At 59.0% G+C, this 17,118-nt stretch carries 15 protein-coding genes; 6 read left to right on the top strand and 9 right to left on the bottom strand.

From position 1 onward, the window contains the following. Positions 1-2,500 (bottom strand): DNA mismatch repair protein MutS (gene mutS, locus F4Z81_09495; GenBank protein ID MXW05285.1); only part of this gene is annotated, 2,500 nt, incomplete at its 3' end. Positions 2,501-2,669: 169 nt separating this feature from the next. On the opposite strand from mutS, the gene F4Z81_09490 reads away from it, so the two are divergent. After that, entirely contained in the window at positions 2,670-3,272 is a 603-nt protein-coding gene (locus F4Z81_09490; GenBank protein MXW05284.1) for an NAD(P)H-dependent oxidoreductase, read from the top strand. Here F4Z81_09490 and F4Z81_09485 read toward each other — a convergent pair. After that, the gene (locus F4Z81_09485; GenBank protein ID MXW05283.1) at positions 3,269-3,832 is read right to left on the bottom strand and encodes a TlpA family protein disulfide reductase; all 564 of its coding nucleotides are present in this window, start codon (positions 3,830-3,832) and stop codon (positions 3,269-3,271) included. The two genes, F4Z81_09490 and F4Z81_09485, sit on opposite strands and share 4 nt — an antisense overlap. A gap of 110 nt (positions 3,833-3,942) precedes the next feature. On the opposite strand from F4Z81_09485, the gene F4Z81_09480 reads away from it, so the two are divergent. Further along, positions 3,943-4,758 carry a DUF547 domain-containing protein gene (locus tag F4Z81_09480; protein MXW05282.1) on the top strand — a complete coding sequence of 272 codons (816 nt, stop codon included), beginning with the start codon at positions 3,943-3,945 and terminating at the stop codon, positions 4,756-4,758. 40 nt (positions 4,759-4,798) lie between these two features. Then, positions 4,799-5,605 carry a TVP38/TMEM64 family protein gene (locus F4Z81_09475; protein ID MXW05281.1) on the top strand — a complete coding sequence of 269 codons (807 nt, stop codon included), beginning with the start codon at positions 4,799-4,801 and terminating at the stop codon, positions 5,603-5,605. Between the two features lie 44 nt (positions 5,606-5,649). On the opposite strand, the gene F4Z81_09470 is transcribed toward F4Z81_09475, so the two are convergent. The 7 genes from F4Z81_09470 to F4Z81_09440 form a co-directional block, all read right to left on the bottom strand. Next, the gene (locus tag F4Z81_09470; GenBank protein MXW05280.1) at positions 5,650-7,098 is read right to left on the bottom strand and encodes a glycoside hydrolase family 32 protein; all 1,449 of its coding nucleotides are present in this window, start codon (positions 7,096-7,098) and stop codon (positions 5,650-5,652) included. A gap of 48 nt (positions 7,099-7,146) precedes the next feature. Beyond that, a complete protein-coding gene (locus F4Z81_09465) occupies positions 7,147-7,338 on the bottom strand; it encodes a hypothetical protein (protein MXW05279.1) in 192 nt (63 codons plus the stop codon). A gap of 61 nt (positions 7,339-7,399) precedes the next feature. Beyond that, positions 7,400-8,428 carry a 5-methylcytosine-specific restriction endonuclease system specificity protein McrC gene (mcrC, locus tag F4Z81_09460; GenBank protein MXW05278.1) on the bottom strand — a complete coding sequence of 343 codons (1,029 nt, stop codon included), beginning with the start codon at positions 8,426-8,428 and terminating at the stop codon, positions 7,400-7,402. Positions 8,429-8,520: 92 nt separating this feature from the next. Next, positions 8,521-10,068: an AAA domain-containing protein gene (locus F4Z81_09455; GenBank protein MXW05277.1), complete on the bottom strand. Its 1,548-nt coding sequence runs from the start codon at positions 10,066-10,068 to the stop codon at positions 8,521-8,523. Positions 10,069-10,690: 622 nt separating this feature from the next. After that, on the bottom strand, positions 10,691-11,755 hold the full coding sequence (locus F4Z81_09450; GenBank protein MXW05276.1) for a restriction endonuclease: 1,065 nt from the start codon (positions 11,753-11,755) through the stop codon (positions 10,691-10,693). A gap of 155 nt (positions 11,756-11,910) precedes the next feature. Continuing rightward, positions 11,911-12,669 (bottom strand): phytanoyl-CoA dioxygenase family protein, encoded by a 759-nt coding sequence (locus F4Z81_09445; protein ID MXW05275.1) that lies wholly within the window; start codon positions 12,667-12,669, stop codon positions 11,911-11,913. Between the two features lie 9 nt (positions 12,670-12,678). Then, entirely contained in the window at positions 12,679-13,773 is a 1,095-nt protein-coding gene (locus F4Z81_09440; GenBank protein MXW05274.1) for an isopenicillin N synthase family oxygenase, read from the bottom strand. 286 nt (positions 13,774-14,059) lie between these two features. On the opposite strand from F4Z81_09440, the gene pruA reads away from it, so the two are divergent. The 3 genes from pruA to F4Z81_09425 all read left to right on the top strand — a co-directional run bounded on the left by pruA (position 14,060) and on the right by F4Z81_09425 (position 17,102). Next, positions 14,060-15,691: an L-glutamate gamma-semialdehyde dehydrogenase gene (pruA, locus tag F4Z81_09435; GenBank protein ID MXW05273.1), complete on the top strand. Its 1,632-nt coding sequence runs from the start codon at positions 14,060-14,062 to the stop codon at positions 15,689-15,691. Positions 15,692-15,800: 109 nt separating this feature from the next. Next, positions 15,801-16,598 carry an NAD-dependent epimerase/dehydratase family protein gene (locus F4Z81_09430; GenBank protein ID MXW05272.1) on the top strand — a complete coding sequence of 266 codons (798 nt, stop codon included), beginning with the start codon at positions 15,801-15,803 and terminating at the stop codon, positions 16,596-16,598. A 144-nt stretch (positions 16,599-16,742) separates the two neighbouring features. Further along, on the top strand, positions 16,743-17,102 hold the full coding sequence (locus tag F4Z81_09425; protein MXW05271.1) for a (2Fe-2S)-binding protein: 360 nt from the start codon (positions 16,743-16,745) through the stop codon (positions 17,100-17,102). Positions 17,103-17,118 lie beyond the last annotated feature (16 nt).

Genomic DNA, 17,118 nt, shown 5'->3' with positions numbered 1-17,118 from the left:
CGCGGTCCGGAGACAGATCCTCGCCCTCCAGGTCGGCCAGGATGATCCGGGCCCGTTCGACCACGCTGCGCGGCAGACCGGCCATGCGCGCCACCTGGATCCCGTAGCTCCGGTCGCTCCCGCCGGGCATCACCTTCCGCAGGAAAACGATCTGGTCTTCCTGCTCCCGGATGGCCACGTTGTAGTTGGCGATGCGGTCGAGGCTCGACGCCAGTTCGATCAATTCGTGATAGTGCGTGGCGAAGAGGGTCTTGGCCGCCCGTTCCGGCGTGTTGTGGAGAAATTCCGTGACCGCCCAGGCGATGCTCAGGCCGTCGAAGGTGCTCGTGCCCCGGCCGATCTCGTCGAGAAGGACGAGGCTGTTCGGCGTCGCGTTGTTGAGGATGTTCGCGGTCTCGTTCATCTCGACGAGGAAGGTGCTCTCGCCCCGGGCCAGGTTGTCGGAGGCGCCCACGCGGGTGAAGATCCGGTCCACGATGCCGATCTTCGCGGAGCGCGCCGGGACGAAGGAACCGATCTGGGCCATGAGGACGATGAGGCCCACCTGCCGGAGGTAGGTGCTCTTGCCGGCCATGTTCGGCCCGGTAATCAGGGCGATCTGTTTCGTCCGGGTGTCGAGCTGGGTATCGTTGGGCACGAAGGCCTCGCCCTGCAGCAGCTGCTCCACGACCGGGTGGCGGCCGTCGTCGATTTCCAGGACCGGACCGTCCACGATTTCCGGGGCCACGTAGTCGTTCTGTACGGCCAGTTCCGCCAGTGAGGTCAGAAAGTCCAGCTGTGCGATCGCCCGGGCGTTGCCCTGGATCTCGCCCAGGCTCGCGGCCACTTCCTCCCGCAGTTCGAGGAAAAGCGCGTATTCCAGTTCGCCGATCTTCTCCTCGGCGCCCAGGATCTTCTCTTCGTACTCCTTCAGTTCCGGCGTGATGAACCGCTCCGCGTTGCGCATGGTCTGCTTGCGGATGTACTCGCCTTCCAGCCGGTGCAGGTTCGGTTTCGTGACCTCGATGTAGTAGCCGAAGACGCGGTTGTAGTCCACCTTGAGGGACTGGATCCCGGTACGTTCGCGCTCCTTCTGCTGCAGTTCGGCGATCCAGCGCTTTCCGCCCGAACTGATCACCCGCAGGTCGTCGAGTTCCTCGTTGTACCCTGCGCGGATGAGCCCGCCCTCCGTCAGCGAGAGGGGCGGATCGTCCACCAGGGCCCGCTCGAGTTTATCCGCCAGGGGCCTGAGCTCCTGAAGTCCGTCCCGGAGGTCGGCGGACAACCCGGCCTCCAGGTCCGCGAGCTTTTCCTTGATGACCGGGATCACGTGCAGGGCGGCCTTCAGCGCGATCAGGTCGCGGGCGTTGGCGCGCTCCGACCCGACCCGGGCGGCCAGCCGTTCCATGTCCCCCATGGACTTGAGCAGGCTGGCGAATTCGTCCCGCGCGCCGTGTTCACCGTGGAGTTCGCCCACCGCATCCTGGCGGGCCACGACGGCTTCGGCGGAGACCATCGGCCGGGTGATGGCCTGGCGCATGAAACGGGCGCCCATGGGCGTGTAGGTCCGGTCCATTACGGAAAGGAGCGTCCCCTCGCGGCCGCCGTCCCGCAGCGAGGTGATCAGCTCCAGGTTGCGCTGCGTCGCCGAATCCATGAGCATCGCGTCGGCGACGTCATGGCGCGCCATCGTCTTCAGGTGGGCCAGCCGGTTCTTCTGGGTCTCCCGCAGGTAGACCAGCATGCCGCCCGCCGCGCAGACGCCGGCGCTCATTTCGTCACAGCCGAAGCCCTTGAGCGTAAGCACCTCGAAGTGATCGAGCAGGGCCTGGTGCGCCTGGTCGAAGTCAAAGGCCCACTCCTCGAGACGGCTGATCGCGATGTCGGGAAAACGGGGCTTGAGGAGGGCCTCGGCCTGCTCCGCCCGGTCGTAGGACACGATCGCCTCGGCGGGGTCGAGGCGGCTCAACTCGCTGAGCAGGTCGTCCTCGCTCAGTTCCGCGGTCCGGAACTCGCCCGTGGACAGGTCCAGAAAGGCCAGGCCGCGGGCGTCCTCGTCGAAGGCGAGGGCGACCATGTAGTTGTTCTCGCCGGGATCGAGGGTCTGCGCCAGCATGGTCGTCCCCGGCGTGACGACTTCCACCACGTCCCGCTTGACCACGCCGCGGGCCTTCTTCGGGTCTTCGACCTGTTCGCAGACGGCCACCTTGTATCCCGATCCCACGAGTTCGGCGATGTACTTCTCCACCGCGTGGTAGGGCACGCCGGCCAGCGGCGTTTTCTCCGCGCCGCCGGTGCCGGAATTGCGGGCGGTCAGCGTGATGCCCAGGACGCGGGAGACCAGCCTGGCGTCGTCGTCGAAGGTCTCGTAGAAATCCCCCATGCGGAAGAAGAGAATCGCATCCTTGTGCCGATCCTTCATCCGGGCGTATTGCGCCATGGCGGGCGTCAGCGTTCCTTTGGATCGGGGCATGGGCGGGATTGGATTTTGGGGCGAGCGGTCGGCTTCCGGCCGGTGCATTTACGATGTTGAACGATAGCCATGCCAGGCCCTTGCGTCAAGGTGTTTCTCTTTCGCGAAACCGGCTGGATAAGGCCTTGCGGGATGGGGTGTAACGGCCGATGGGAGCACTGCCGCCGGGCGTTCAATCCGCCCTTGACTTTCGGGGCCCGAAACGCGACTATTCATTATGGCTTATGTACCCAGGATACTCGCGTTTGCGGGCAGTGCGCGGACCGGGTCTTTCAACCGGAAACTGGTCGGTATCGCGGCGCGCGGCGCGGAGGAAGCCGGGGCCGAAGTCGACCTGGTCGACCTGCGGGACTATCCCATGCCGCTGTATGACGGCGACCTGGAAGAACGGGATGGGCTGCCGGTTAACGCGGTCCGATTCAAAGCGCTGATGATGGCCAGCCAGGGCCTGCTGATCGCCGCGCCGGAATACAACAGTTCGATCACGCCCCTCCTGAAGAACACAATCGACTGGGCATCGAGGCCCGCGCCGGGCGAGGAGAGGCTGGCGGTCTTCCGTAACAAGACGGCCGCGCTGATGAGCGCGTCGCCGGGGTCGTTGGGCGGTCTCCGCGGACTCGTGCACGTGCGATCGATCCTGAGCAACATCCACGTGATGGTCCTGCCGGATCAACTGGCGCTACCGGGCGCGCACGGCGCGTTCACGGAAGACGGGCAATTGAAAGACGAGAAGCGCCAGGCGTCAGTGGAGGGATTGGGACGTAACCTGGCGGAGACGCTCGGGAGACTGCACGGCGCGACGCGGCCGTTTGCGACCTAGTTCGCCAGCAGGGGAAGCACGGCGGATTCCAGGTTCTCGTAGGACATCAGGCCAACGTGTTTCTTGTGTACCATCCCGTCCCGGTCAATGATGAAGGTGGTCGGGATGGCGTAGACGCCGCCGAAATTCGAGGCAGATTTCCCTGCGGTGTCGATGAGTGTCAAGTAGGTCATGTTGTGTTCCTCGACGAAGGGCTGCACGATTTCAGCGCCTTGTTCGTCGAGGGCGATGCCGATGACCTTGACTCCCTTGTCGCCGTATTCTTCATGGAAGGCCTGAAATTCGGGTATCTCGGCGACACATGGACCGCACCAGGTGGCCCAGAAGTTGACGATACGTACCGCTTCCAGCTTGCCGATGGTCACTTCGTTCTCGTCGAGGTCCGCCAGGGTAATATCCAGGTCGACCGAGTAGGGATTCGAAGATACGGCGCCATCCGCATCATACACGACGGCCACTTCAGGCGATCTCATTTCGCCCACTATGGCGGAGATCAGTCCGGCCAGTATCAGGATCGCGGCGAGGACGTAGATAATGCTGGCGCGGGATTTCGTTTCCATGGTTGTTTACCGCCTGGGAAGGGTGAATCCGGTGCGTGAAACGTTTGCGGATTTCAATGAAATATAGCAGGAAACCCCATGCGGGGCAAGGGAAATAGGGGACACGAGCGATGTGTAAAAGACAGATGCGCAAACGAGCAATGCGTACAGGAAAATGGAGTACCCTGATGACTGTTGCGCTGACGGCAGTCCTGTATACTGGAATGGCCGAAGCGCAGGGAGGTGGTATGGTGGATCACTCCGTGTACGACGGTCTGCTGAAGAAGTACGTCGACGACCGGGGCATGATCGACTACCGGACCTGGAAGGCCCGCGACGTGGGCACGCTGGACGGCTACCTGGAGATGATCAAGGGCGTCGACCCCGCCGGGCTGAAGGATCGGAACGAGGTCTTCGCCTACTGGATCAACACCTACAATGCGCTCACGATCCGCGGGATGCTGCACTTCTATCCCACCAGCAGCATCAGGGATCATGTCAGTCTGCTCGGATACAGCATCTGGAAGGATTACAAGATCGAGATCCAGGGCAGGGAATACTCGCTGGATGACATCGAGCACAACATCCTGCGCAAGATGGACGAGCCCCTGGTCCATTTCGCCCTTGTGTGCGCCTCCATAGGATGCCCGCCGCTCATGACCGAAGCGTTTACCGAGGATGACGTGCAGCGGCAGATGAAGGCGAATACCCTTGTCTTTTTCGCCGATCCCAGTAAGTTCCGAGCCGATCCGGAGGACAATACCGTCTGGCTTTCGCCGATCATGGATTGGTACAAGGACGACTTCGGGAAGAACCAGCGGGAAGTCCTGGATTACATCGCCCCCTACGTGCCCGATGACGCGGCCCGCGCGCTGCTGAATCGCAGGGACGTGGACGTGGATTACCTGCACTACGACTGGGGCATCAACGAACAGCCTGCGGAATAAGCGCACGGATTCATAAACCCATGAAAAAACCATACGCGCCGTGTCGCAGTTAGACCCCGGCGAGGGAACAGTCGAGGGTACCGGCGAAGCCGCTGTCGAGGACACAGGCGAGGGAGTCGTCGAGGCCACCGGCCAGAAGCGACAGTTCGTCAAGCCGGTCATCCTGCTCGCGATCGCCTTGTCCGGCTTTCTGGCCTACAGCTTCACGCCCCTGGGCAACTATCTCCAGCCCGTGGTAATGGAGGGATTCTTCGAGTCGATCGAGGGATTCTGGTGGGCGCCCCTGGTGTTCATCGGCGTCTATGTCCTCCTCACCGTGCTGGGCGTGCCGATGGTGATCCTGACCTTCTTCGCGGGTTTCACCTTCGGTGCGCTGGAGGGCGCGCTGTACGTCATGATCGGCGCGAACATCGGCGCCAACCTCGCCTTCGACCTGGCCCGGTACCTGGGCCGCGATTTCGTATCCCGCTACATAAAAGGGCCCATTGACCGGATCGACCGTCGACTCCGAAAAAAGGGGTTCCTACGCATGCTCCAGCTCCGGCTGATCCCGGTCATCCCCTTCAACGTGCTGAACTTCGCCGCCGGACTCTCCGGTCTACGCAAGCTCCACTTCGCGCTGGCGACGATGATCGGGATCACCCCGGGCACCTTCATCTACGCCTATACCGCGGCGTCGCTGATGCAGGTCTACCTGGCCGGCGCCGCACTCGACGAGGTGACGCGCGCCGCTCTGCGCACCTCGGCCCTGACCAACCTGGCCATCGCCCTCGCCTTGCTCATCACCATCTCCATGGCCCCGGCCATCTACCGGAAGCTTCGCGGAAAACCGATTCAGGCGGGTTAGGGCGAACTGGAAGTCGCTGGGTCCCAGCCAGAAGTGACGTCCCGTCAGGAATCCCCAAACCGGATGGAAAACAGGTCCGCGTCCTTCAGCACGAAGCGCAGACGAACCGGCGTGCCGTTCAGGCGGGACAGGTTGGACTGGCGGCCGCCCGGGTCGCCCGAGCCACCAAGGCCACCGCCCTGTGCGCCGCCCTGTCCAGCGCCCTCTTTCCACGCGATCGGGGCGTCGAGATCGTCGCCGAACAGCGGTTCCATGTCCCCCGCGGTGAATCCATCCAGGGGACGGCCCTCCGCGTCCTGGATCTCCACGGACACGCTGCCCACGGCCGACGTCGAGTAGTTGATAAACAATGTCGATCCGGTGAAGGTCACCGGCTTCGTGAGGAGCTCCCCGCCGTGGTAACCCGCCCGTACCGAGGCGAAGCCGTGGGGGCGGACGGTCACCCGACGCACGGCGTTGGTGTTCCAGCCGTAGTGCTCGGCGACGTACATGGACCATTCGTCCGGCGCGGTCGGAATGATCCCCGCGGCCGGCGTCTGGTTGCGATGGGTCCAGTTTCGCTGGTCCAGGCCCGCCCGCAGCCAGGCGTCCATGAACGTACGGTCCCACTGGACGCCGTCCCGGCTTGACATGAACACCGCGTCGGAGATCCCGCCGCCCGGGTAAACCATGCCCTCCGTATCCTTCGTCCGTTCCGGCACGAACCGCATGGGAAAAGACAGCAGGATGTGTTCCGCCCCGGGGCAGAGCGTAGTGGCGTTGGTGTAGAAATGCTCGAACGGAACGCCTTCGTCGTACACGTGATGCTCGGGCGTGGTCCAGTGGATGAAATCATCCGAGGTGCAGCTCTGTATGGCACGGACCCCGACGCCGTCCTCCCCGGTCTGTTCGAAGTAGCGGCTGAAGATGCGGTAGCAACCCACATAGTCGTCCCACATGGGCACGTTCACCGAATCGAAGGCGCCCTCTATCTTGAGGGGACCGTCCACGATGGATTCCCAGACGAGCCCATCGGGAGAAGTAAACCCGAACAGCCTGTTCCTGCCCTCGCCGCCGATGGCCTTGAAACGCTGTTCGGGCGGCGCGGACGGATTGCCGTCCAGAAAGACGCAGAAATTGTGCGCCTGGGCGCCACGGATGAGGATATTGTTGTCCGTGGATCCCTCCGCCTCCACCAGGCCCAGGCCGGGCCGCTCGAAATGGATGCCGTCGTCGCTGACCAGCAGGTTCGTCGTCTGCGTCTGCGCCCAACCCTCGGGCAGATCCTCGTGCTTCCCCGTGGGGTGATAGCCGCGGTAGTACACCAGGATCTTTCCGTCCACCTGTACCAGGTTGTAGCATCCCGTGCAGGCGTTCTCCAGGGGTTCGACTACCCGGAAGACCGTCTCCTTTCGGACGGGTTCGTGCAGGTGCAAGCGTGCACCGGAAAGACTGTCGATCAGGTAGGGATCTACAAAAAGTTCACGTTGCGATCCCAGGGCGATGGGAGTCATGGGTTGTCCTTTGTATGTTATATCTTAAGCGGTGCGCATTTACCGGTTTTAGTTGGAACGGGACTCGTTAAGCATTGACCTATCGTCACACTCAAAGTCAGGCGGATCGCGCATGGGCTCGCGTGGTGGGATCTCCAGATCAACGCCACCCAATGGTGCAAAACGGGCACGGATCGCCGATGCCAGGTTGGCTGGGGGATTGTCTTCGCCAACGTCATCGTTTGGTTTACTGTTCGTAATGTAACTCCTATTTGGGATGTATAACCACACCTTGGGATTCAACATCGCCAGACAATTAAACTTATACCTGAATAGCATTCAACAGTTGCGATCTGATGGTCTGTGTGTCAGCCGCAAGATCAACGGTTTTAAAGTGGATCCGATGACCCTGAATATCTACCCATTCATTGAACATCTCTCCCACCGACGGATGGAGAAACATCCCTTCTGCTTTGAAACTTATTGGCTCTCCATCTTTTTCCTGAGATCTCAAATAGGCGTAAATCTGGTACATGTATCCGCTTCGTATACCATCATTTCTATACCAACCCTTCGATAAAACCGAGTTAAATTTCGTGTCGATCACGATTCGACGACATTCATCGACATTATCTAACACGATGTCGGTCTGCATAGAGGGGAGTATCTCATCGACTCTTGAACTTCGCATCCCCTTAGGCCAACGAATTGTTTTACCGGAGTCCACCTTCCAACCCTGATCAGTTAGCACTAGATCATAAAAGCCAGCAACACCCTTTTCATAGAGTTTGCGTATCCAATATTCATCGCGGTCGGGTATGGGGAGGTGACTTAGACCAGCCGCCTCGGTCGGAATGGCCATTTCGAACGCGAGACGGGCAGCAGACACCATCTTGCGGTCTGTTGAATCATGCCGGCCGAATCGTTCAATAGAAGTCTCCTCTCGCCCAGGTCGTTCTCCAACGACTCCCAGTCGCCTTAGACTTACAGCCAGGGATCGGCAACGATGCGCGAGTTCCATACTTCGCACTATCTTGGATATCATCTCGAGTGCGGAGCGTACGTATCTGTTCCTTGGCGTGTCGACAGTCAACTCGTCAAATCGGCAAGCAACCATTCCCCGTTGCAGCAACTGATGACTCTCTGTGTAAAGAAGGTCTATGCGTCCGCGAACTCGTCCGAGTACTTCATGTCGATACTGGTAACCATAACTCAGATTGCGTTTTAACCGACGCTCGACCGCAAGCACGAGGATCTCGGCAATGAGATCTGGAAGGTCATCGGGATTATCTTCAAAAGAGCGCTTTTCTGACGTATCGAGTTGCCTGACAAGATCCGAGGCATAAAGCATGAGTAGCCACAGATTACGTATGGGAATCCGTCCAATGTGGCCAATGCTTTCAGATGAGTTACCTAATGTGCCGTCGATTGCGCCACTAACCACTAAAACCCCTCCAACAGTTTCTTTTTTGCCGAGTTAGACTTTTCAAGGTCGTCGTACCAGTATTCGTCAAGAAGGCGCGCGATTTCTGTGTCGACTGCTTGCCGAAACCAATCTCTCCCATCGTCAATCGGGGTATTCTGTTGAGGTGTGACAAAGCTGTGGCCTACACGGTACTGTGGGCCTAGAGTGGCGTCTTCTTTGATTGTTTGATTCAGATCAACAATACGATTCTCAATGTCCCTAAGTGTATTCATGTCAATGCCAAACTGCGAATGGACCCACTTCCGCCATGGCTCGCCAAGGCTGGGCTCAAGGTCGACAAACGCAAAACGGCGGCGAAGGGCCAAGTCTACAAGAGCAAGGGAGCGATCCGCAATGTTCATCGTACCAATAACATAAACGTTTTCAGGTATATGAAACTTTTCGTTGGAATCCCTTTTATAAACAAGCTCCAAGGCTTCGCTGGGAGTTCTTTTGTCTGCTTCCAGTAGGGTCAACATCTCTCCGAAAATCTGGGCCGGATTACCCCTGTTGATTTCTTCTATAACCATCACATACTTCGTGTCTGGGTCATTCTCTGCCTCATTCCGCAGGACGACGAAAGGGCCATCCACCAGAGTGAGTTTGCCATCTCCTGATGGCCGCCACCCGCGAACGAAATCCTCGTAGGAGAGATTGGGATGGAACTGTACCGGCTTTATCTTACTGTCGTCTTGACGGCCAATAAGGACAAACGCCAGTTTTTTAGCAAGCCAGGTCTTTCCGGTTCCTGGCGGACCCTGAAGGATCAAGTTTTTCTTCTTACTTAGACTTTCAATCATAGTCTTCAGTTTGCTTCTATCGATGAAGCAACCGTCCTTTACTATGTCGTCCAACGTGTATTCAGGCAAAGGTGGAGGTGGTGGAGGTAGAGGTGGTGGCGGTGAAGGAGGGGCGACTTTACGCTTCCAGATCTCATAGCCGAGGTGCGGAAAAGAATTGATAGGGTAGTTCTCTTCCTTGAACCTTGTTTCTAAAGAGTCTCGGACATTCAGATAGTCGTTCGCGTTGCAACGGTTTTTGGGGCCGTTATGACCGATTTCAGTATCAAGATCATTTTCTATGTAGTCCCTGGCCAGATTGTCGAGGGAAGGAAAAGACCAGGGCCGAATCCAATACAGACCAAATGATAGTTTCCAACCAACATTAGATACCTTTAATGCGGAGTCATAGGCGGAGAGGAATGCAGAACGCGAATTGGAATCTTCCGAATCTGAAAAGGAGATTGCACAGGAGAATACATCCCATAAGACATCAATATCGTCTGGATTCCTATCTTTTTCGTAGTTAAAAAACCACGAACTTTGATTGTGTACTACGGGGATGCCTTCGAATTTATCATCCGGTATCGTCTCAGGCACGCCCAGTTGGTTAGCCAGTTCTGTAGCAACGATATACCTATTGGAATTCGTTATTCCCCTGTTGAACATACCCATGATCGTAAACGGGCATATGTCTCTTAAAGGTCCAGACGTGCCATTAGCATACTGATCCTGCACCAGGTACATTGAGTTTTCTTTGGTAGCAACGGCATGTATCCTATTGATCAGATCGGTGCGCCTGTCTTTATATGCGAGCAACTTATTCGCGAAAGCCTCGTAGAAATCTGTCCAAGCGTATCCCTTGTATCTCTTCCCCCAGTAGTCGACCTTCAAGAACCGATCGATGTCCTGTTTAGCATTCTCGAATGCGAATCCAATCAAGGCATCGGAGTACCAGTCGCTTCCCGGTGTGACCTTCCAAACCGTTCTTATATAGGTGTTTAGGTACCATTCACGTATGGGATCGACTGGCGTCCAGTCGACCTTGACGGTATGGCCGTTGCCGACATTCTCCACAATCGTACCAATGGCTTTGATTGCCATCACAGATACAGGCCGACCGTTATTTTCAAATGGCAACCCCTTTCTACGAACGTAGGTTGCCTTTATCGCAATACGGTCACCAGTCTGCATGGTCTTAGTCATCGCGACAAACGGATGATCGTCGTCGAAATCGTTCTCCCAGATTCCATCCTGGAGGAACCGGTCGGTTTGATCTTCGGACCTGTTGTAACTTGCGCCTACGAACCAGCAGGGGCGGGTGCTGGATACATCCGAAATTGTATTCACTGGAATGACGTCCTTACTTTTAATCCTGATTCAGAGTGTTCTCATCAATCTCGTACAAATTGGGAGATAAACGATGTACACCTATCCCATGCTCCATTAGGAGTAGTACCAACTGTTTACCATTCATAAGGGCAATTGGAGTTTTGTCACTTTGGGCAGCTTCTTTTACTGCCCCTGCGCTGAAGTCACTGGTTGTTATGATTAATCCTTGTTCGTGGACACCTAAACTGCCTCTGACTTGTTGAACAACTGGAGCCTGTACGTTATGTTTCCAACGCTTGACCTGAACAGCTAGCTTCATTCGAACTACATCGCCAACAACTAGGATTCCACGTACATCAATACCACCATCACCCCCAGTTTTGGTTACCTCCACTTCGACAAACCCCATTTCCGGAAGCAACTGCGAAATCAACTCTTCAAATTCCTTGGGTTTCATACCGAGCAACCGTTCTCTCAGCGTCTTCCGTACTTTTTCATTGTACTGTTGAATCTGAAATGATAGCCCTCTTGCCTGCCATTGGCTCAAGCCGACATAACCACGTCCATGCTGTACAAACCTTGGAGATTCCCCTCGACTCTGTCGACGCTTTATCTCCGTGATTACCTGGGCATACATCGACGCTTCAGGCGTTTTCCCTTTAGTAACTAACCAACCTTTTTCTAACGCCTTTGATGTGATGTCTTTGTAGTGCATTGGGTTTTTACTACCGAATTCCTCAAGCACTTTCTCAGCACAGTCGGTGAAGGACATGCTCGAGGTGCCAGAAACGTGTTTAGTGGATTCCTCTGCAACTGAATCGACATCTGAATTCTCGTTATCGACCATGTTGTTTTCCAGGTTTTGCTCGTCGGCTTCGTAATCTTCACGCATAGCAAAAACCTGTGGTTTGACCTTCACAAACTGTGATGCATCACCATTACTCTTGATATCCGAATATAGGCGTGCACCTATAGTTGCGGTGGGTGTCTTTCCATTCGTTTGCCAGAGTTTCCTATCCATTATTTCCTTATATATCTGAATGACGTGCAGGGGTTTCTTGACGGTGCTAAGGACTTCAATTATGGCATTTAGAAGTGTCATATTATCTCCAAGGAGAACTCAATCGGTTATCATTAATAACAACTAAAAATACCACACCAGACAGCTACTACAACCGACGTGTTCTAAGTTCGGTTGTCGTTGTTGTTGGGTAGAATACCAGAAAATCACGTGGCAACAAGTATGGCAGAACCCACCTACACCACCACCCCACGCTTAAACCGCTGGCCATACCTGGCGTTCGGCGCCTCGAGGATCTGCTGCTGCCGTTCCGTCAGTCCCTCGTACTTTTCGGCTTCGTAGTACTCCGCGTACCAGGATACCGAGTTGGGCGAGTACTTGTAGAAGAGGGTGCGGCGTTCGTCGCCGTGCCAGGGCATGGTGCCGTGGGTCAGCGCTTCGGTGAAGATGACGGCGGTGCCGGCCTTGCCGGTCACGGCGCGGATGAAGGGCTGGTCGGTCTTGAGGTTGCGCCACTCGTCGGGGAACCGGAAGTTGGCCTTGTGGCTGCCGGGCACGCAGCCGAAGCCGCCGTCGCCGGGGTTCACGTCCTTCAGGTTGTAGGCGACCACGGACAGGCCGCAACGGATCTCCTGGTTGACGCAGGTGTAGGAATAGAGCGGGTCGAAGGGAATGGCACCGCCGTGGAGGGTGGTGCCGATGGGTCCGTCACCTTGGCTGATGATGTCGGCGTAGTCGTGGTCCAGCCGGAACCGCGGTCCGACGATGTGCTCCAGGTAGGGGACGATGCGCGGGTTGTCGATCAGGTCGCGGTAGGCGGGTCCCCAGTCGAGCAGCGTGAAACCGAACCGGTGCGTGGTCGCGCCGGGTTCCATGGCTTCGTCGATCTTCTCGTCGAGGATCCGGTTCAACTCGGCGAGCTGTCCGGCGTCGAGGGCTTCAGGGACCGCGATGAAGCCCTGCAGGTCGAAGAGGTACTGCTCATGGGGGGTCATGGGCTGTCCTCAGTCGTCATCCACCGCGTAGTCGTCGCCGTAGTACTTGCTCGTGGTCCGGGTGTGGAACTGGACGGCCGAGATGGGTTCGTACTTGGGCTCGCCCGTGTTGGGCAGCACCTCGAGCATCTCCTCCTCCCATACGTAGACGGCCATGGGGATGCTGACGCGGGCGGAGCCGAAGAGGCGGGCGTCCTGCGGCTTGCTGACCCGGTGCGTGGTGGAGGGCAGGCGGTCGTTGGTGATCCGCTGCATGTAGTCGCCCGTGTTGATGATGATGCTGCCTTCCGGGGGATTGAGGCGGATCCACTTCATGTTCTCGCGGTTGAGCACCTGCAGGCCGTCCACCCCGTGGGAGGGCAGGATGGTGAACAGGTCCACGTCCTCGTGGCCGAGCATACGGCCGGCCCCGGATTCGTCGTCCTCTTTGGTGATGGGCGGGTAGTAGTTGAGCCGGAAGCCGAAGTTCGTCCGCGTGAGCTTTTCGTCGTAGAGGGACGGATCGCAGCCCAGGTAGGTGAGGATGCTCTGCATGAGGGGCAGGATCAGCTTCTCGTGTTGCTGGATGACCTGCCGGAAGAACGGTTCGTACCCGGCCGCGGGCCAGTAGTCTGTCTCGCGGTAGTCCGGGTTCTCGCCCAGGTCGAAGGCCCGTCGGCAGAAGACCCACCCCTCGACGAGGTCGGGATGCATCCGGCTGGTCTGCTTGATCGGGAAGTACCCCTGGTTGACCGAACCGTGCCGCTCGGCCTCGTACTTCATCTTGTCTGCCGTGGGCGTGGCCGTGAAGAACTCGGCCACCTTGCGCTCGGCCTCCTCGTACAGGCCGGGCGGGATTTCGTGGTTCTCGAGGATCACGAAACCGATGCCCTCCATGGCCTCGCCGATGTCCCGGGCGAACTGTGCCCTGCCCTCCGGTCCGCCGTGGAGGAACAGGCTCATGTCGCAGGTCCTGATCTGCGTTTCCTCGTCGAATGCCTCCTCCGCCGCGCCCTCGGCCAGGTTGTAGGTCTGTTCCTTTTCCACCTGGTCGTACTGCGTGTATTCCTGGTTAACCGCCTTGATGCCATGTTCCTGTTTGGCCTGATCGGTGCTCATGACCATACTCCCGGCCCGGCCGGCCGCTGTTCCGGACTGCTGTCCGGGGCTGCCGCGAGCCTTGCTGTTCTCGCTGTTGAGGGTCGCTCGTCTGACTTGGTTTATACCGCCAATATCTCATATCACCGCGTGATCTGGCAAGGTTAAAATGGCTGTGGGAGCGCTACGGAGATCACCGTGGGAAGCACCGAGGCAGCGTCTTGGGGAGCACCGCGGATTAGCGCGACGGAGCGCCGGCCGGCGGTCTACAAAACAGTTGACACGTCGGCCGCGCGCCGGATACATATGGAGCATGGCCAACGCACGCTTCAACCCGCCCCAGCCCTACAACGAACCCGTCTTGGATTACGCGCCCAGATCGGCCGAAAGAGCGGCCGTCAAGGCCAAGCTCGCCGAGCTGAAATCCACCCCCGTAGAGGTCCCGCTGATCATCGGCGGCCGGGAGGTGAAGACGGGCAACACGGCGCCCCTTCGGGCCCCTCATGACCACGGGCTCGACCTCGGCGTCTATCATAAGGCCGGCAAAACCGAGGTCCGCATGGCCATCGACGCGGCCCTGGAAGCCCGGGCGGCGTGGTCGGACATGCCCTGGGAGCAACGGGCGTCGGTCATCATGAAGGCGGCCGACCTGCTGGCCGGGCCCTGGCGCCAGACGGTCAACGCCGCAACCATGCTGGGCCAGTCCAAGACGATCTTCCAGGCGGAGATCGACTCGGCCTGCGAACTGATCGACTTCTGGCGGTTCAACGTGAGCTACCTGGCGCAGCTCATGAGCGACCAGCCCGCATCCTCGCCGGGCGTCTGGAACCGCCTGGAGTACCGGGCACTCGAGGGATTCGTATTCGCCGTAACGCCCTTCAATTTCACGGCCATCGGCGGCAACCTGCCCACGGCGCCGGCCCTCACCGGTTGCGCGGTGCTCTGGAAACCGGCGTCCTCCGCCGTCTACTCGGCCTGGCACGTCATGGGGCTGCTGCAGGAAGCCGGACTGCCGCCCGGTGTGATCAACTTCATCCCGGGATCCGGGGCCGAGGTGGGCGACCCGGTGCTCGACAGCCCGGACCTGTCCGGCATTCACTTCACCGGATCGACGGCGACCTTCCAGCGGATGTACCGCACCGTGGCTGGCAACCTGGCGCGCATGAAGCACTATCCCCGCATCGTGGGCGAGACGGGCGGAAAGGACTTCATCTTCGTCCACGCCTCGGCGGACGTGGACGCCCTGGTCGCGGCGGCGGTCCGCGGCGCTTTCGAGTACCAGGGGCAGAAGTGTTCCGCGGCCTCCCGGATGTACGTGCCCCGCTCTCTGTGGCCGGCCTTCAGGGACCGGTTCACGGCGGAGGTATCGCAGATCAGGGTCGGGGATCCGGAAGATTTCTCGAATTTCATGGCGGCCGTGATCGACGAGGCGTCCTTCGACACCATCGCCGGTTACATCGAATACGCCCGGTCGGCGGACGACGCCGAGATCATCACCGGCGGCGGGTGCGACCGCAAGCGGGGCTGGTTCGTCGAGCCCACGACCATCGTGACGACGAACCCGCGGTTCAGGACCATGGAGGAGGAGATCTTCGGTCCCGTGCTGACTATATACGTTTACGAGGATGACCGCCTGGAAGAGACCCTCGCGCTTTGCGACACCACATCGCCCTACGCCCTTACCGGGTCCGTCTTCGCGCGGGACCGAGAGGCGACTGTGCGCATATCGGACGCGCTCCGCAACGCAGCCGGCAATTTCTACGTCAACGACAAGCCCACCGGGGCGGTCGTCGGGCAGCAGCCCTTTGGGGGCGCGCGGGCGTCGGGCACGAATGACAAGGCCGGCAGCCCCATGAACCTGCTCCGCTGGATGAGCGCCCGGACGATCAAGGAAACCATGGTCCCGCCGACGGACTGGCGGTATCCTTTTATGGACGAGGCGTGAATGCAACTTTGGGCGGACACCGTGCACTTAAGCCGACCGCCCACCGGCGAAAAGTCAGAAGCCCGCAAGACTTATCACTGATTCACAGAAAGTTAAACCGGAGGAACCAATGAGTGAGGGAAGACCCTTGAAGGTGCACGTAACGGGCGCATACGGACTGATCGGCAACCTGACCTACCGGCACCTGAGCGGAAAGGATGATTACGAAGTCTATGGCAGCGGCCGGCGTACGGTTTCTTCGGACCGCATCGACGATGAGGACCTTCTGCGGATACCCGATGACCGTTTCTCACTGGCCGACCTGACCGACCGGGACGCGGTGTCCCGGGCGCTGTCCGGCATGGACGCGGTGGTCCATCTCGGCGCGGTCCCCGATCCCGGCGCGTCCTTCGAGACCATTCTGGAATGCAACATCCGGGGCACGTACAACGTCCTGGAAGTCTGCCGGGAGGAGGGCATCAAGCGGCTGATCTACGCGAGTTCCGTCATGGCGAGTTGGGGGTACGGACAGTTCTCCGAACCGTACGTTTCCCTGAACGAGGGCCGGCTCGAAGGGCTGCCCGATCCCATGCCCATCGTGAAAGTCACCGACCCGCCCCGTCCCACCGAACCCTATTCGGCCAGCAAGGTCTGGGGCGAGGGCATCTGCCGCACCTACCACGACGCCCACGGCTTCTCCGTCGTCTGCCTGCGCATCGGCTGGGTCAACAAGCAGAACGAGGCCACCGAACCCTTCCTGAGATCGGTCTGGTGCAGCCAGGCGGACATTACGCAGATCATCGAACTGGCCCTGAAAGTCACGGAAAACCCGGTTTACGAGGTGTGCTTCGCCGTGACCGACGGACCGCACCGCTGGGTGGACCTGGAGCATACCCGGGACCGGCTCGGTCACGATATCTCAGTTTGATCGCGGCGACTGCATCTCGGCCGCGCGCCGGCTACATCCCGATCGCACCGGCTGCATCTCGGCCGCACACCGGCTGCCGGGGGTTGTTTTAACGACGTTTAATACATTGTCAACATTGACAACACTTGAAAGGAGCTTGTCACCATGCCGAAACTCACCGTAAACGGCGTAGAGCACGAGGTCGAATCGGGGCAGCGCCTCGTGCTGGCCATCGAGGGCACCGGCGTGAACATCGGACACCGCTGCGGCGGCAACGCCAAGTGCACGACCTGCCGCGTAAGTATTTCCGATGGCGAACCGGACAAAATGACCGCTGCTGAATTCGAAGTGCTGTCGGAGAAAGGGCTCGTCGGCGAGGTACGGCTGTCCTGCCAGATCATCTGCGATCACGACATGTCGGTCGAGCCGGGCTTCCTGCTGGAGAACGAGGCGGAATGGGACGACACGGGCCCGACGCCTGAGACGAGCATCACGCCCGACCCGGTCTGGATCGCGAAGCCGTAGTTTCGCGCGTCACCTC

It is taken from the genome of Gemmatimonadota bacterium (genome assembly GCA_009835325.1).
In the GTDB taxonomy this organism is placed as follows: Bacteria; JAAXHH01; JAAXHH01; order JAAXHH01; family JAAXHH01; genus JAAXHH01.
Note: the sequence above shows the minus strand (reverse complement) of the source record. Positions and strands in the feature narration are given on the sequence as shown.

Excerpts from the sequence above, each read along its gene's own strand:
- F4Z81_09450 (MXW05276.1), bottom strand. The coding sequence starts at position 11,755 with ATGACACTTCTAAATGCCATAATTGAAGTCCTTAGCACCGTCAAGAAA.
- F4Z81_09480 (MXW05282.1), top strand. The coding sequence starts at position 3,943 with ATGTGTAAAAGACAGATGCGCAAACGAGCAATGCGTACAGGAAAATGG.
- F4Z81_09470 (MXW05280.1), bottom strand. The coding sequence starts at position 7,098 with ATGACTCCCATCGCCCTGGGATCGCAACGTGAACTTTTTGTAGATCCC.
- F4Z81_09445 (MXW05275.1), bottom strand. The coding sequence starts at position 12,669 with ATGACCCCCCATGAGCAGTACCTCTTCGACCTGCAGGGCTTCATCGCG.
- F4Z81_09455 (MXW05277.1), bottom strand. The coding sequence starts at position 10,068 with ATGTACCTGGTGCAGGATCAGTATGCTAATGGCACGTCTGGACCTTTA.
- F4Z81_09430 (MXW05272.1), top strand. The coding sequence starts at position 15,801 with ATGAGTGAGGGAAGACCCTTGAAGGTGCACGTAACGGGCGCATACGGA.
- mcrC (MXW05278.1), bottom strand. The coding sequence starts at position 8,428 with ATGCTTTATGCCTCGGATCTTGTCAGGCAACTCGATACGTCAGAAAAG.
- F4Z81_09425 (MXW05271.1), top strand. The coding sequence starts at position 16,743 with ATGCCGAAACTCACCGTAAACGGCGTAGAGCACGAGGTCGAATCGGGG.
- F4Z81_09490 (MXW05284.1), top strand. The coding sequence starts at position 2,670 with ATGGCTTATGTACCCAGGATACTCGCGTTTGCGGGCAGTGCGCGGACC.
- F4Z81_09485 (MXW05283.1), bottom strand. The coding sequence starts at position 3,832 with ATGGAAACGAAATCCCGCGCCAGCATTATCTACGTCCTCGCCGCGATC.
- F4Z81_09440 (MXW05274.1), bottom strand. The coding sequence starts at position 13,773 with ATGGTCATGAGCACCGATCAGGCCAAACAGGAACATGGCATCAAGGCG.
- pruA (MXW05273.1), top strand. The coding sequence starts at position 14,060 with ATGGCCAACGCACGCTTCAACCCGCCCCAGCCCTACAACGAACCCGTC.